A 16,400-nucleotide genomic window follows, 5' to 3' on the forward strand; every position below is an offset into this window, starting at 1 on the left:
CATGCCCAAAAGACCGGAATTTCCTAGTCATCAGTAGTACCCATTCTTCCGTACGCTAGCCGTTACACCGCGCATATTGTACGTAAAACTCAGCATGAAATACCGGGCCAAGGTACTTACCTGCGAGGTGGTCACGAAATTCTGCGAAGCATATTGGCTGATCCCCTGATTTTGGTTGAAAACATCGTAAGCAGACAGCCGTACTTCTCCCTTTTTACTTTTCAACATGACTTTATATAATGAAAGGTTCAGGATAGGTTGCACCTGATTGAAGCCAAACTGATCATTTTTGTAGGTGTTCACATTAAACCGGCTCGAAAAAAAGATATCCATGGGAAATTTCACATTCATTTCGGCGCTGTAGCTACTATTAATGATTTTCTGATCCTGCTGGGAATTTACCGAGAAGCGGGTATTCGTGATGCTCCAGTCGGCATTGCCATAAAACGTGAACTTGTCGCTGGGCGTCAGGCTGAGCCGCGTGCCGAAATTATAGCGGTTGGAGTTGGTTTCGTTCAGAATATCGTTGATAAAAATCAGGTTTTTGCTGAAATTCAGTGACGTGTTCAGATTCAGGGTACTTTTGGTTTTCTTCAATGGGAAACCGTAGTTCAGATAAGATCCCAGATTCGAGCCACCCGTTACGTTGGTAGGCCGGGAACGTGTGACCAGATTTTCGTCGATCTCCTGGCTATAAACGATCTGATCCACATTGTATGTGTAATAGATGTTGCCAAAAAACTGCACAAAGCTACCTGGGTTGAAGTACTGGTAGCCGGTGCTTACCCGGTGATACGACTGGGGTACCAGGTTGGGGTTACCTTCGCGGATGTACAGCGGATTGCTATTATCCACGATCGGCTGCAGGTCCGTAATGGAAGGTTCGTTCACATTCATGCTGTAGCTGACGTTAAGGTACCGGTTGTTCTTCAGATCGTAGCGAAGGCTGGCGTTAGGCGTTAGGCGAGTAAACTGCCGGTCGATGCTCGAGCGGGTTGAGTTGCTCTGTCCCTGGCTAAATTCTCCCTGTAGGTCAAATTGCAACCCTGCCACGCCCAGCATGATATTCAGGCCTTTGTTAGCGTACCTGAAACTGGTACCCAAACGATTGTAAATAAACCGGTTGGAATAGGCGCGGGTCAATTGCTCGTTGGCTACGAAGGTACTGTTATCCTCGTTGACATCGAATACGTCGCGATCCACTTCGTCCTGCCGCAGGCTGAAATTATAGAAGGTTTCCCAGGTGAATTTTTTGGCAATGGGTTCGAGGTACAGCAGGCTCCCCTTCAGCTGCGTCCTGACGCTATTGGTTTCGTTATTCTGGTTGACATTCACAATACGGGGATCCTGGCCGTCCGTGTAGAATTCGTTCCGGGAGCGCTGGCTTGACTCGCCGTCGGAATTATTGATGTTATAGCCCACACTGGCTGCCATATTCCTTCCTTTTTTCTTGAATTTATGGCGGTACAGGGCCGTATTGCCCATTGAAAATGAATTAAACCGATTGGCGTTGGCAATGTCGGCGCGCGTCGCGAGGTTTGGCAACGAGGAACTCCAAACCGGGTTGTTGCGGTAAAACCGCTGTTCGGAAATATAACTCGAATTGCCGTTTCCGAAGCGGGCGTTGCTTACCACCACGAGCGTGTTTAACGAATCGATCTTCTGTTCCAGCCGAATACCGCCCCGGTGGTTGGCGCTCAGGTTGCCCGTCGAGTTCCGATCCTCGTTCCGAAAAGAGTTGGCACTCAGGATACTTTCCCTTTGGTTGAATGCATCCTGCACCCGATCGGTTTGATTGAAAAAATAATTGGAACTGAACAGGGTTTTCTTGTTGTCGTAGTTGTAGTTCACCCCACCGACCCAGTTTTTGGTAAACCCCTGGTTCGATTGACCTCCACCCGGTGATATAGTAAGGCTCTCATCATCGCCGAAAGAAATAAAGCGGTCGTTGTTGTTGAAGCCAAAGTCCCCATCGTCACCCCAGTTGAACGACTGGCTGCCCCGGAAATCCTGGTAATCATCCCAGGTAAGGCCCGTTTGGTTGGTGTTGTTGCCCAGACCCACGATTGCGAACTGCTGCTTGTCGTTGAAGCGGTTGTAGCTCACTTTGGCCTCCACGCGCTCCTTGGTACCCGCTCCGACCGTGGCCTTGCCGAAGCCCCCTTTCTTATGGCTGTCTTTCAGCTCGAGGTTCAGGTTTTTTTCTTTTTTTCCGTCATCTACACCCGTCAGCCGTGCCTGCTCCGATTTGCCATCGAACACCTGCACCTTGGAAATAGCCTCGGCGGGCAGGTTTTTAGTGGCCATTTTCACATCGCCACCAAAAAATCGCTTTCCGTCTACCGTCACCCGCTGTACTTCCTGGCCCTGCGCCCGGATCGTACCATCCTGCTCGACCTGCATGCCGGGTAATTTGCGCAGTAAATCCTCTACCGTAGAGCCAGGGGGTACCTTGAACGAACTGGCGTTGTACTCCACCGTATCGCCCCGGATACTGAGCGGGGCGCGGGCCGTTTTGATTACCACCTCGAACAAATCCTGGTTCAGGTTTTTCAGTTGAATTTTCCCGGCATCGAATACGGCGTCGTCGGTGGGCGTAATCAACTGTTCATAGGGAAGGTACCCTACGTACGAAATTTTCAAAAGGTGCGGAATACGCTTGATATTCTTGAATTCAAGTACCCCCTGCTCATCGGTACGGCCAAAGTTGACCAGCGAAGAATCTTTGGGAAGCAGGAGCATGATGGTGGCACCAGGCAGTGTGGTACCCGATGAATCGACCACAGTTCCCTTAATGGAAAACCGCCCGGAGGTTTGGGCTTGTGCAGTCAGACAAAACAAGGCAAGGAGGAGCGGAAGTAGGGCTTTTTTCAAGGGCTTGATGGTTGGTTGTATAAGCGGTGAGATGGACTGGTAGGTGCATTAAAGCTAAAGGTCTGAAAAAGTCATAAATGGTTGCAAAGGCTTCAAATTAAATTTCCCCAAATTTAAACTAAATATTTAGTCAATAAACTTAAAACTTCTTTTTAACATATTTTATGGTTCGTAAATATATAATTTTAATTTATATAAAGTATACAATAATGTATACACAAAACACAAAAAAAGTGGGTACCCTTTGAAAGTACCCACTTGGGGGAAAAACTAAAACCCTACCAGCGGATTAAAGCGGAGCCCCAGGTGAATCCGCTTCCAAAGGCCGCCAAGCAGACCAAATCTCCTTCCTTCACCTTGCCGGCCTCCCAGGCCTCACAAAGGGCGATGGGAATGGACGCAGCGGTAGTGTTTCCGTATTTCTGTATATTATTCCAAACCTGATCGTTACGAAGCCCCAAACGGGATTGGACAAACTGACTTATCCGTAAATTGGCCTGATGGGGTACCAGTAAATCAATGTCTGTGGACGATAAGCCCGTCTTTTGAAGCGCCTCCCCTATTACTTCCGGGAATTTTACAATGGCATTTTTAAATACCAACTGCCCATCCATGGCGGGGTAGAAGCTTTTGTTCTCTAGCAATTCGGGATACACGAAAATGTCGCCATATTCAGAATCCGGATAATCAAACTTCGCTTCGGCTAGATGATGACCGCCATGGCTGCCGGGACTGAGTACCGCGAGTTGTTCGGCGTGGGTGCCATCGGAATGCAAATGCGTGGTAAGAATGCCTTGCCCCTCCGCTTCGGTCGGTTGCAGGATTACCGCCCCCGCCCCATCGCCAAAAATCACCGTTACGTTCCGTCCTCGCGTGTCAAACTCCATGCCCATCGAGTGCATTTCGGCTCCTACCAGCAGGATATTTTTATACATGCCGGTCTTGACAAACTGGTCAGCTACCGAAAGGCCATATACAAACCCCGTGCACTGATTACGGATGTCCAAAGCCCCGATTTCGGTTTTGGTAATGCCCAATTCACGTTGTAGCAAAACCCCACAGCCCGGAAAGTAGTAGTCGGGACTTAGCGTGGCGAAGATGATGAAATCTACTTCGTTTTTTTGGATTCCGGCTCGCTCAATGGCGATTTCGGCGGCGCGGGCCGCCATTGTAGTCGTGGTTTCCTCGTGTTTCTTGGCATATCGCCGTTCACGAATACCTGTACGCTCCTGAATCCAGGCATCCGAAGTCTCCATGACTTGGGCCAGATCATCATTGGTAACTACTTTTTCGGGTACATAGTACCCAATTCCGGCTATTTTGGTATGCAGAGGCATGCGTTTTTTCAGTTGATTGTTGATACTATTGTACTATGAAAAGAATCGGACTTATCTCGGATACTCACTCCCACCTCGATGAAGCAGTTTTCCTTCATTTTAAAAACTGTGACGAAATCTGGCATGCCGGAGATGTGGGCCATGTGGATATCCTGAATCGCCTCGAAGCTTATAAGCCTCTGCGGGTGGTGTATGGCAATATCGACGGCAAGCCAGTGCAGCTGCGTTCCAAGGAGAATTTGCACTTTGAATTGGAAGGCTTCCACGTCTGGATGACACACATTGGCGGGGCTCCTCCCCGTTACAATCCCACGGTTCGGCCAGAGTTGCGCACCGAGACGCCCGATATTTTCGTGTGTGGACATTCTCACATTCTGCGCGTTCTGCGTGATCCGGCCCTAAACAATATGCTCTACCTGAACCCCGGTGCGGCAGGTAAAGAAGGCTTTCATAAAATGCGAACACTGCTCCGTTTCTCCCTGGACAGCGGAAAAATCAAAGCCATGGAGGTAGTAGAGCTAGGGCTCCGCGGAGCGATTCAATTGTGAATGAGTGAATATTGGTATACAGGAAGGGGGTAATTGAATTTTGGCTTTATATGAATATCGAAGATTTACTACCCATCTAAAATGAATGCGGCCTAAGTACTCGATCTTGTCAGTAAAAATCCATTATTCTCCCATTCAAAATTGATCAAGGTAGGGTAATCTTTTCAATTCCTTTTTCCCGGCAAAGGATGTTGAATGCGGCGATTTTACCCAGCAAGACCTGCTTCTCAGCATCCAGGGTTGCCCACTGGGCATCTAATTCTGCCAATCGCTGAGTTTGCCCGTTGGTGATACCCGGTACATTGGAATCCAGCTCACCGCGCACGAAAATGTAGTCGGCACTGAGCATGTTCAGAAAATTAATTACATCATCGTTCGATTCCGACTTGTTTTGCACAAGTTTTTCCTCCCAGCCTTTCAACGACTTAACCAATATTTTGGCAGAATCAGCCACTGATTTGAGTGCCGATTTTTCCTTTAGTAAATCGGCCAGGTCAGAAACTTGCTTGCGGGCTTTCCGCATGTCCAATACTGATTTATGGATTTCCTTCACCTTGTCTTCCACAGAAGTAAGAACCCGTTGCTGCTCTTGGTACTCTGCATCGGTGGCCTTGATGCGTGGGTCAGGCAGGATGTTGAAGGTGGCGGATTTGACTTGGCCCGTATAAGTCAGTCGGGCCGTAAAGCGTCCGGGAGCTACCTTATGGCCGTCGTAACTTCCTTCAATGAATACCTTAGGTACCCCCGGAAGAGTTTTGGCGCGCATATCCCATACAAAACGGTTCATCCCCCCCTTTGTGAGCAAAAGGTCGTCGGCCGAGGGGCCACCCGGATACTTCTCAAAAGTCTCATCTTTTTTACTGCTAAACTCACGGATAAGTTTACCTTGTGCATCCAGAATTTCCAATTTAAGGGCACTACTCGTATCGGGTTGAAGGGGGAGCTGGTAGTAAATCACAACGCCTGTGGCCGGATTTTCTCCCACCAGGCTACTTTCTATTGTCCCGGGGCTGTCCTCTTCATCCTTCACTTTATCCAGGGTACTCCGACCCGACACCCGATATGCGTCCTCAGGCGTATAAAGCCATAAACTATCCTCCCCCATAGCTTCCCTGTACTGCCGCAGTGGTGCAAGATCATCCAGTATCCAAATCGAGCGCCCCATCGTGGCGGCAATCAAATCGTTCTGATGTAGTTTCAAGTCAGTGATAGGTGTTACGGGAAGGTTCAGTTGGAAGGGGTACCATACTTTACCCCCATTGTATGAGATATACAAACCCGTTTCGGTTCCGGCATACAGCAAATCCTTCCGCTGATCGTCTTCCCGCACCACGCGGGTGTAGGCACCTTCGGGAATGCCCTGATTGATTTTTGTCCATGTTTTCCCGTAGTCCGTCGTTTTGTAGATTCCCGGGGTGAAGTCATTGAACTTGTAGCGCGTCGTGGCCAGATATGCAGTTGCTTTGTCGTGGGGCGATACTTCGATACAATTGATCAGGGTTTCCTCAAGGCCTTTCGGGGTCACATTGGTCCAGGTCTGGCCGTTGTCCCGGGTGATGTGTACCAGTCCATCGTCGCTTCCCGCCCAGAACACACCAGCTTCCTGGGGTGACTCCATAAGATAGGAAATGGTAGCGTAGTTTTCGCCTCCCGCTCCTTCATTGGTGTAGGGCGCTCCCCCCAAACCCAGTTTAGTAGTATCGGCACGGGTAAGATCAGGCGAAATTGTGGTCCAGGTCTTCCCCAAATCGGTCGTCTTGAACACCCTGTTTCCGGCGTGGTAGAATGCTTTTTCGCGCTGGGAATAAATGATGGGGGCATTCCAGTTGAACCGGTATTTCATTTCTTTAGCCGGGACCGACTGGTACTGAACGGGCGATACCATTACTCCTTTACCCTCTTTATTTTCAAGGTCAAGTAGTTCAATTGTCCCCTGATAACTCCCCCCCATGACGTAGCGGGGAGAATCGGGATCAAAGGCCAGAAACGCACTTTCCCCGCCCGCCGATGGCTCCCATTCGCGGACGGTAATACTGCCTCCGGCGGTATTGCGGCTCGTGATCATTACCGAAGAATTGTCCTGCTGTCCGGCATAAATACGGTACGGGAACAAATTGTCGACACTCAATCGGTAAAACTGGGCCGTAGGCATCCCATCCTGGGACGAGAAAGTTTCACCGCCGTTGAAACTCACCGCCGCGCCTCCGTCGTTGGAAAGGACCAGGTTCCTAGTATTGTTTGGATTGATCCAAAGATCATGGTGGTCGCCATGGGTTTTGGAGAAAACACTACTGAATGTTTTTCCGCCATCAATTGATTTCAGAGCGGGCGAATTCAGTACATAAACCGTATTTTCATCCCCCGGATCAGCAAAAATTTCGGTATAATACCAGGCACGCTGGACCGTACGGTGGTCCTTACTGACCCGCTCCCAACTCTTACCCGCATCGTCAGATCGAAACACACCACCCTTTTCTTTCTCAGTGTCGGATTCGATCACCGCAAACACCCGCTCGGGGTTGGCCCGGGAAACCGATATGCCCATCTTACCCATCTCTTTAGGAAGGCCCTTTTCAAGTTTAATCCAAGTCGATCCCGCGTCGGTAGATTTGTATAGTCCACTGCCTTTTCCACCGCTGTCCATTTGCCAGGGAAGGCGGCGGTGATCCCAGAGGGCGGCGTATAGGATTCGGGGATTGGTCATATCCATACTCAAATCGGCGCAGCCCGAATTTTCATCCACATAAAGTACCCTTTTCCAGGAGTGCCCGCCATCCTCCGATTTGTAAACGCCACGTTCTTCCGACGGCCCGTGAAGAGCGCCTTGAGCCGCCACATATACTACCTCAGGATTTTGGGGATGGATACGGATCATGGCGATATGCCTGGTTTTATCCAAGCCCGTTTTTGTCCAGGTTTTACCGGCGTCCGTCGATTTGTACACCCCATCACCGTAAGAGGTCATTACCCCACGCGGGGCATGCTCTCCCATACCGACGTACAACACATTGGGGTCAGATTCCGAAACAGCCACCGCCCCAACGGAGCCGGTCTTGAAATATGGGTCCGAAATATTGGCCCATGAAACCCCCGCATCATTAGTTTTCCATAGGCCTCCTCCCGTAGTACCCATGTAGTAGGCAAGCGGATCAGCCACTACCCCTGCCGAAGTAACGGAACGCCCTCCCCGAAAGGGGCCGATGTTCCGCCATTTCAAAGCCTTAAGCTTACTGCTGATATCCAACGAATCAGCATTGGCAACCACACTGGACTGAGATTTGTAATTTCGGTTTTTCTTCTGTGCCCAGGATTGCGTTTGGATCGACAGCAGAGTAACCCATAGTAGTAAATACTTCATATAGAATTACATTATTTGCTAAAGGTGATTCTAGAAAGAACAAAGCTAAGGTTATTCCCAGAAGGGCAGATTCATTTTTGGTGTTGGCATGGCTTTAATGGTAAAATAATCATTATTGTGTATTTGAATTTACCCAAAAAGTGTACTTTTAGAAAAAAAACAAACCAATTGAAACAATGGACATTTACGTAGGGAGCCTTCCCTTTAAAATGAAGGAAGCAGAATTGCGCGAAATCTTCGAAAAATACGGGGAGGTGTCTTCCGCGAAGATCATCATTGATAAAATGACGCGCCAAAGTAAAGGTTTCGGTTTTGTGGAAATGCCGGATGTTGCCCAGGCCAAAGATGCCATCTCAAATCTGAATGGCCAGGAGATAATGGGCCGGGAGTTGGTAGTCAATGAATCGCAAAAGACTGAACGGACGGGTCCACGTCCGGGAGGAAACCGCCCTGGCGGTGGCGGCGGGGCGGGAGGCTATCGGTCCGGTGGGGGGGAGGGGACTTCCAGCGCCGCGATCAAAGCAGCCGTCCTTTCAACCGCTCAAACGACCGACCAGGTGATAAGAAGTGGGATCGCCCGGACCGGGATTCGGATCGGCGAGGGGGCTTCCGGGGAAATGACCGCGACGACTTCGAATAAATAATAGTTATCTACTGAAAAGCCTTGCGGGAGAAGAAGTAACTCTCCCGCAAGGCTTTTTTTGTATCGATTCACTTGATTTTGCCATGTCTTTCTGACCGTGCTTTCTTTACCCAGACACAATACTATTATCTTAGGCCCCAATAGTTTACTAAACAAATGGCATTTAAGCAGCATTTTATTATCTTTATATGATAACTTTGTCCGGAGTGAATTTGTGAATTTCTACCAATACAATGGATAGCGAAACCGAGTCCGATCACGAATTGTGGCATCTGATCCGAAAAGGAAGCGAGCAAGGTTTTAGGTCCTTTTTCGACCGATACCATGCAACACTCTACCACTATGGCTGTACATTATCCTGCTCTGCGGACCTGGTTGAAGATGCGGTACAGGACGTTTTCATTGATGTGTGGCGCCTGCGCAATACCCTGACTCCTGACATCGTGTCCGTAAAATTTTATCTGTTCAGGTCCCTGCGCCGGAGGATCCAACGTAGTCGCGCCAGCCTCCCGATCATGCAGGAATTATCTCAGGCCTCGGGTTTGGGAGTATTCTCCGTATCCCTCAGTTCTGAAGCTGAGCACATTCAACGTGAAACTACGCAACGATTGGCCGGTTGGCTGCATAGTTCGGTAGCCCAACTCCCTAGCCGTCAGGCCGAGGTAATCACCCTCCGTTATTTTGAAGAATTCACCATTGCCGAAACCGCCCGCCTCATGGGAATCAGTGAGAAATCGGTACGTAACTTCATCTACAAGGCCCTTTGCACTTTGCGGCATAATCGCCCGCTCGAACTGTTAGGTTGAAATCCAAGCGCCCAGCAGGTACCTGTGCAGAAAGTCAGTTCCCCACTCTACCACTTCTCATTGCCAAGCATTTTTTGAATTATTTTATAAAATAATTCCATTTAAAGGGGTTAATTTAAAATTATCCGCCTCTTAGTATTTGAACGAATGGCTCTGCGTCGCTCTATCCGGTAATGAAACCCTACCCTTATTCACTTACTGAATTAATCCAGGATGATGATTTCATAGCCTGGGTTTTGCACCCTGACGTTGCCCGTGATGCCCACTGGAATCAATACTTGCTGGACTATCCGGAAAAGAAGCAAATGGTCGAAGACGCAAAAGGGTACGTGATACTACTGGCCGAAGATACGGGTAGGCACCGCCCTAGTCCGGATCAGAGCACTAAGATGTGGGGAGCAGTCGAGCAATATGTAGTTGAAGAGCATAAACGAGAGAAAAAAGGGAAATTGTTCCTCTCGCGCCTGAACCTGTTTTTGGTCTGGCTCACTCTGCTCCTGATGATCAGTATCTTGGGCTACTGGTACTATACTAGATATCATATACCGGATCCGCAACTTGTCATTGGCAGGTAACATCTGGAACGAGACAGTCAGCACAGGATAATCAGGAAAAATAACAAACCCTCACACTTAATAAAGAATATGAAATTGTCTAGTAAAAGTGATGTTTATCATTGAATAAAAGTCTTACTAACCTTTAAACTTTCTTACCTATGAGATGAAAAATAGCAATCCAATCCCGAAAAACATGTTCAGGCAGGTCAGTCAACAGGCTTTTGTCGACTTTCCGACTGCATGTGCAGACAGCTGCTCCGGCTTACCGAGTAATGAAAATGCTGGACAAGCCACCCCTGTAACCTATTAACACTAATAACCAATTCCTTATACTATGAGAAAAATTCGACGAATTGAGGGCTTACTCCCAGCGCTCGCGCGCAAGGCAGTGAGACTGAGCTCACTGGCCTGCTGTCTGGCGGGCCTGTCGTGGGCCAACGCCGCGCCGGCAGACCCCAAGCCGGTATCGGGACTTATGATTAAGCTAAATGAAGCAGATCGTACCCTTACAGGAACCGTAACGGAAGAATCGGGAGCCCCCCTACCCGGGGTCAGCGTGGTACTGAAAGGTACCCAAACCGGAGCCAACACCGATGCAGCAGGCAAATTCACAATCAACGTGGGAGACGGTCCGGCTACCCTGGTATTCTCCTTTGTGGGTTTCCTTTCAAAAGAAGTGGAGGTATCGGCTGGCCAGACTACATTAAGTGTTACGTTGGCGGTAGATACCAAAGCCCTGGAAGAAGTGGTGGTAGTAGGTTACGGTACCCAAAAGAAAGAATCACTGACCGGGGCTATCGCTATTGTGACAAGTAAAGATCTCGATCGGGTGCATGGAGGCTCTACAGTCAGTTCGGGACTGGCGGGTAAAATACCCGGCGTAACCTTCCGGATGCCCGATGGTCGTCCCGGCGCTGGGGCAGCAGTCCAAATCCGGAACATGGGCAATCCCCTGTATGTCATCGACGGAATTCAACAAGATGCCACGCAATTCAATAACCTGGCTCCCAATGACATTGAGAGCTTGGCTGTTCTGAAAGATGCCTCTGCAGCGATTTATGGGGTACGGGCGGCAAATGGAGTTGTGGTGGTAACTACCAAGCGAGGTAAAGCAGGTAAAAATACGGTGAGTCTGGATGCCTACACGGGATGGCAGAACTGGTCACGATTTCCTGAAGTCGTAAATGACTCCTACCAATGGCAGCTGGGTCGTGCTGAAGCGCAGATCAACCAAAGCGGCACGACTTCGCTAACTCCGGCTGAACTCGATAAATACAAGCAGGGTACCGAGCCCGGCTACCAAACCTTCAACTGGAAGGATTTTATCGTACAGCCCAACGCTCCATTGACATCCGTCAACCTGAATATGACAGGAGGATCAGATAAGATCAAGTACTACGTTTCGGGTACCCGCCTTAAGCAGTTTTCGAACCTGGGCCGTGAATTTACTTTTGAACGGAGCAACCTGCAAAGTAACGTGGATGCCAACATCACAAATAATTTGAAAGTGGGCATACAAATCAGTGGGCAGATTAAAGTACAGGACAATCCTGGTATCCCCGGTGGTGACGACTACTGGCTGCCGCGCTTTGCGATCCTGCGGAATCGTCCGTTTGAGCGCCCCTACGCCAATGACAATCCGGCCTATCTGAACGACATCAAGCACAACGAAACCAACTGGGCCTATAACAACAAGAAGCTGGGTGGCTACGCGACGGACATCCACCGCATTTTACAGTCCAATATGTACGCTGAGTACCAAATCCCCGGCATCAAAGGCCTACAGGCGCGGGGCATGTACTCGTATTACATCGATGATCAGAAGCTGGATGGGCACGAATACACCTATGTCGCCTATACTTACGATGCCATCAATGATGCATATAATCCAACAGGTGGCAGTAGCAACCCCTGGCGCGAGCGAAGGAACCGTAAGGTTATTCGCAATGTGTATCAGGGACAGTTGACCTATAACAACACCTTCGGACAGCACACCGTCGGGGGTACCTTTGTGGCTGAGCGTCAGGAAGAGCGCGATCAGAACCAATGGATTCGTTCGGTACCTTCCACTAATGTACTACCCCTAATTTACTTCGCCAACGTGGTGGATTTTACCGACGTCGACAATCAGATTGCCCGGATCGGCTACGTTGGACGTGCTACCTACAACTACGCCAATCGCTACTACTTTGAAGGCTCTTTCCGCCGCGATGCTTCCTGGAAATTTGCACCTGATCGTCGCGTTGGTTTCTTCCCGTCGGCCTCAGTAGGCTGGAGAATCTCCGATGAGCAGTTCATTAAAAATATGATTGGAGAACGCTCTTACCTCGATGACTTGAAAATACGGGCCTCATACGGCGTTTTAGGTGATGATGATATCGGCATCGGCCCCTATGATTACCTACCGGGCTATAACTACAATCAGGGAAATGCGATCTTGAGCGGCTCTTCCATCGTGACCTCCCGTAATAAGGGTCAAATCATTGACAACATCACCTGGTTCAAAAGCAAGATATTTGACATAGGAGCTGATTTTTCGCTCTTCGGTACAAAGGTTACGGGATCGTTCGATTACTTCGATCGCCTACGGACTGGTTTGCGTGGACGTAAGTACGATGTGCAGGTACCCAATGAACTAGGATACGCCTTACCCGACGAGAACGTAAACAGCGACCGGCAACGGGGCTGGGAAGCCGCTTTGGTCTACAACAATAAAGCCGGTGATTTTGGCTATCAGATCGGGGGTAACTTCTCCTTTTCACGCAGCCGCTTCGAGAATTCTTACAAACCGATTTTCAATAATTCCTGGGATCGTTACCGTAATTCCGGCGAACAACGGTATAAGGACATTTTCTGGGGTTACGAAACGGTGGGACAATTCCAAACCCAACAGGAAATTGCGGAGTACCCCGTCAACATCGACGGCCAGGGCAACCGTACCCTACTGCCCGGCGACCTGATTTATAAGGATATCAATGGGGATAATGTCATCAATGGACTCGATCAGCGTCCTATTGGGTACAAAACGTCGGGGGCTCCCAATATCAACGTCGGCCTGAATTTTGCTGTGACCTGGAAGCAATTCACCTTCAACGCCGACTTCTCCGGCGGTGGATTGTATTCATGGAATCAAAAATGGGAACAGCGTTGGGCTTACCAAAACGACGGTGCACTGAACGCGCTCTTTCTTGACAGCTGGCGACGTACAGATCCCTTCGATAGGAATAGCGCCTGGATTCCCGGCACCTACCCGGCCCTGCGCTATAACGATGGCGGTCACAGCAACTACGGCCCGGATTCGGACTTTTGGCTGCACAATGTCAAATACCTGCGCGCTCGTACGATTGAGTTGAGCTATTCGCTGCCCAAGGCCGTATTGGACAAATTGAAGATGTCCCGGGCCCGGTTCTACATCAATGGCTATAACCTGTTCTCGATCGACAACGTGAAGAAGTTCGGTACCGACCCCGAGATAGCCGACGACAATGGGCTGCAGTATCCACAGAACAAATACATCAACGTGGGAGTCAACCTTTCTATTTAATGGACCGTGGATAGTAGACGGTTGAAAGTTTGAAACCCAATAAAACCGAATAATCAAATCAACATGAAAAAGACAACCTATATAATCATGACGGTTCTTCTCGCCGTGAGCTGGAGCTGTAACGATGAGAAGTTCCTGAACCGACCACCCACCGCTCTGTTGACGGAAGACCAGGTATATGCCAACGACGACGTAATCCTGTCGGTATTGGGCGACCTCTACAACCGGTACGAAGAAATAGCCACCACAAAGAACTGGGCGTCCATCTCCGGCCTCAATGAGGCTTATTGGTCCAATGCCGGTTCGTATGGCTCCTTCCAAAATAGTGGTGTCCCCCTAACCATTGCCGTAGACCTTGGAAATTATAATAATTTCTGGAACTATGGTTATATCCGGGATATCAATCAATTCATTGAAAAGGTTACGGCCGCCGATAAGATCACTCAAGCTTCAAAAGACCGTTTTCTGGCGGAAGGTCGTTTTCTACGCGCTTCATTTTATTTCGAATTAGTAAAACGTTTCGGTGGGGTACCCCTGATTCTGGAAACTCTGACGTACGATTTTAGTGGCGATCCAACCTATCTACGGTATCCCCGCGCCAAAGAGTCCGAGATTTATGACTTCGTCATCAAGGAGGCCGAGGAGATCAAGGGCAAACTACCTGCTTCGGCGGTTGAGAAATCCCGCGCTACCCGCGGTGCGGCCCTGGCGATGGAATCTCGGGCTGCTCTTTACGCTGGTTCGCTTGCCAAGTATGGTGCGAAAACCCCAGCGGTATCACTTTCCGGCGGGGAGGTAGGCATTGAGGCTTCTAAGGCAGCTGGCTACTATACCATAGCTTTACGGGCGGCCAAGGAAATCATCAGCGGTACGGCCGGCGCGTATGCCCTCTACAAGAAGAAGCCTGATTTGTCCGAGAATTTTGCCAGTCTGTTTTACGACAAAGCAAATAACCCAGAAGTGATTTTTGTGGAAGATTTCCAGTTAAAATACAAAACCCTGGGTTTCACGATTTCCAATCAGCCTCGCTTTGGAGCCGAAGAAGAAGAGGGCGGACGTATCAATCCTTCCCTGAATTTGGTACAGTCGTTTGAGAAACTTGACAATACCTTTGCTCCCATTCCTACGGGAACTTCGTCAGGGTCTGGTACACCCACCGTTTACAACAACCAACTGGATATTTTTGCAGGCCGCGATGCACGACTGGCCGGTACGGTGATGCTACCAGGTTCTCAGTTCAAAGGCCGGACAGTCGATATTTTCGCGGGGGTCAAAATTCCTGACGGTACGATCATTAGCGGTGACGACCGGGGCGCACAAAAGACCCTCCCTGGCACAACCGTGCCCCGCCAGGTGGTAGGTTTCGATGGCCCGATCGACGGTTTTGAGTTTACGGCCCAGACGGGCTTCTACATTCGCAAGTACCAAGACCCCATCGTAGGATCAGGCCGTCGTGGTACTCAAAGTGAGGTGTGGTTCATCCGCTATCGTTACGCCGAAGTCTTACTCAATGCCGCTGAAGCTTCGTTTGAATTGGGCAACAATGCCGATGCTGCTATGTACATGAATCAGGTGCGGGAGCGTGCGGGACTTGTTACTCCACTTACAACCGGCCAGATTACCTTTGACCGTATTGTCCACGAGCGTCGGGTCGAGTTTGCCTACGAAGGATTGGAATTCTATGACATCAAGAGGTGGCGGCTTGGGCAGGACATTTTCGATGGCAACCCAATTGCCTCCATAAGTGAACTGACATCTGATATCGGCAAAGCGACCAAGCGCCGTACACAGCCCTGGTCGCTTTGGCCCTACAAGATTTATGCACCAGGTACCCCCAACGATGGCAAATGGATTTTTCAAGAGAGAAAACTCAGCCGTATAACGGGTTCCAGTCGCTGGGGCTTGGGAATGTACTATTTCAATATCCCTGACGATGCTATCAACAACAACCCAAAATTGATTCGTAATCCCAACCAATAGTCCTTCACTTTCAAACCAAACTGTACCATGAATATCAGAAGATATAAGTTGATTTTGGCGGTGTTGGCTCTCGGAGTCATCTCCGCCTCCTGCGAAAAGGACAACTACGCTGAACCCAAAACCCAGCTTACGGGCCAAATTGTCTATAAGGGTGAACCCGTGGGGGTGGAATACGGCCAGGTACGACTGCAACTGTGGCAACCCGGCTTTGGTAAGTTGGCCCCCATCGACGCGCCCATCGACCAGGATGGTTCCTACTCGGCACTACTCTTCGATGGGAATTACAAACTGGTATTTACCAACAACGATGGTCCCTGGAAAACGCTCGTAAAAGATGCGACTGCCAAGGACACCACCTTCGTTTCCCTCAATGGTAACCAAGAGGTAGATATCGAGGTGATGCCTTACTACATGATCCGTAACGCCAAGTTTTCCAAAGAGGTGAACAAGGTGAGCTCTACCTTCGACATTGAGAAAATCATCACTGGAGCTGATGCCAAAGATGTGGAGCGTGTATCGCTGCTCATCAGCCGGACCCAGTTCGTCTCCCGCGCCAACAATGTCGCCATTACGAACAAGGAAGGAGACGATGTTACGGGTAAAACCAATTTTAGCCTCTCGGTAGACGTGCCGACCATCAGTCCGGCACAGGACTTTGTTTTCGCCCGCGTGGGGGTAAAGGTTAAAGACGTTGAAGACATGGTTTTCTCCAAAGTCGAAAAAATTCAGTTATAATTCAAACAAGCAATAGGT

Annotated in this window: 10 protein-coding genes; 7 read left to right on the top strand and 3 right to left on the bottom strand. The window is 49.5% G+C overall.

Annotated elements, in window-relative coordinates; genetic code table 11:
• Window positions 1–30 precede the first annotated feature (30 nt).
• Together GBK04_RS27580 and GBK04_RS27585 are read right to left on the bottom strand one after the other, a co-directional pair.
• Window positions 31–2,874, bottom strand: a complete 2,844-nt coding sequence (locus tag GBK04_RS27580; protein WP_152765375.1) for a TonB-dependent receptor family protein — start codon at window positions 2,872–2,874, stop codon at window positions 31–33.
• 278 nt (window positions 2,875–3,152) lie between these two features.
• Window positions 3,153–4,211, bottom strand: coding sequence for a 3-oxoacyl-ACP synthase III family protein (locus tag GBK04_RS27585; protein WP_152765378.1), 1,059 nt, complete (start codon window positions 4,209–4,211; stop codon window positions 3,153–3,155).
• 35 nt (window positions 4,212–4,246) lie between these two features.
• Between GBK04_RS27585 and GBK04_RS27590 the strand changes: the two genes are divergently transcribed.
• The gene (locus tag GBK04_RS27590; RefSeq protein ID WP_152765381.1) at window positions 4,247–4,759 is read left to right on the top strand and encodes a metallophosphoesterase family protein; all 513 of its coding nucleotides are present in this window, start codon (window positions 4,247–4,249) and stop codon (window positions 4,757–4,759) included.
• Window positions 4,760–4,904: 145 nt separating this feature from the next.
• On the opposite strand, the gene GBK04_RS27595 is transcribed toward GBK04_RS27590, so the two are convergent.
• Window positions 4,905–8,117, bottom strand: a complete 3,213-nt coding sequence (locus GBK04_RS27595) for a WD40/YVTN/BNR-like repeat-containing protein (protein ID WP_152765384.1) — start codon at window positions 8,115–8,117, stop codon at window positions 4,905–4,907.
• Between the two features lie 176 nt (window positions 8,118–8,293).
• Here GBK04_RS27595 and rbp point away from each other — a divergent pair, with 176 nt between their 5' ends.
• From rbp to GBK04_RS27625, 6 genes are all read left to right on the top strand, one after another.
• Complete coding sequence (rbp, locus tag GBK04_RS27600; protein WP_152765387.1) at window positions 8,294–8,761, top strand: RNA-binding regulator; 468 nt, start codon at window positions 8,294–8,296, stop codon at window positions 8,759–8,761.
• 232 nt (window positions 8,762–8,993) lie between these two features.
• The gene (locus GBK04_RS27605) at window positions 8,994–9,566 is read left to right on the top strand and encodes an RNA polymerase sigma factor (RefSeq protein WP_152765390.1); all 573 of its coding nucleotides are present in this window, start codon (window positions 8,994–8,996) and stop codon (window positions 9,564–9,566) included.
• Between the two features lie 173 nt (window positions 9,567–9,739).
• Entirely contained in the window at window positions 9,740–10,141 is a 402-nt protein-coding gene (locus tag GBK04_RS27610; protein ID WP_152765393.1) for a hypothetical protein, read from the top strand.
• A 316-nt stretch (window positions 10,142–10,457) separates the two neighbouring features.
• Complete coding sequence (locus GBK04_RS27615; RefSeq protein ID WP_152765396.1) at window positions 10,458–13,667, top strand: SusC/RagA family TonB-linked outer membrane protein; 3,210 nt, start codon at window positions 10,458–10,460, stop codon at window positions 13,665–13,667.
• 63 nt (window positions 13,668–13,730) lie between these two features.
• Window positions 13,731–15,647 carry a RagB/SusD family nutrient uptake outer membrane protein gene (locus tag GBK04_RS27620; protein ID WP_152765399.1) on the top strand — a complete coding sequence of 639 codons (1,917 nt, stop codon included), beginning with the start codon at window positions 13,731–13,733 and terminating at the stop codon, window positions 15,645–15,647.
• Window positions 15,648–15,674: 27 nt separating this feature from the next.
• Entirely contained in the window at window positions 15,675–16,382 is a 708-nt protein-coding gene (locus tag GBK04_RS27625; RefSeq protein WP_373331408.1) for a DUF3823 domain-containing protein, read from the top strand.
• The last annotated feature ends 18 nt before the right edge of the window (window positions 16,383–16,400 follow it).

This window comes from Salmonirosea aquatica (assembly GCF_009296315.1).
In the GTDB taxonomy this organism is placed as follows: Bacteria; Bacteroidota; Bacteroidia; order Cytophagales; family Spirosomataceae; genus Salmonirosea; species Salmonirosea aquatica.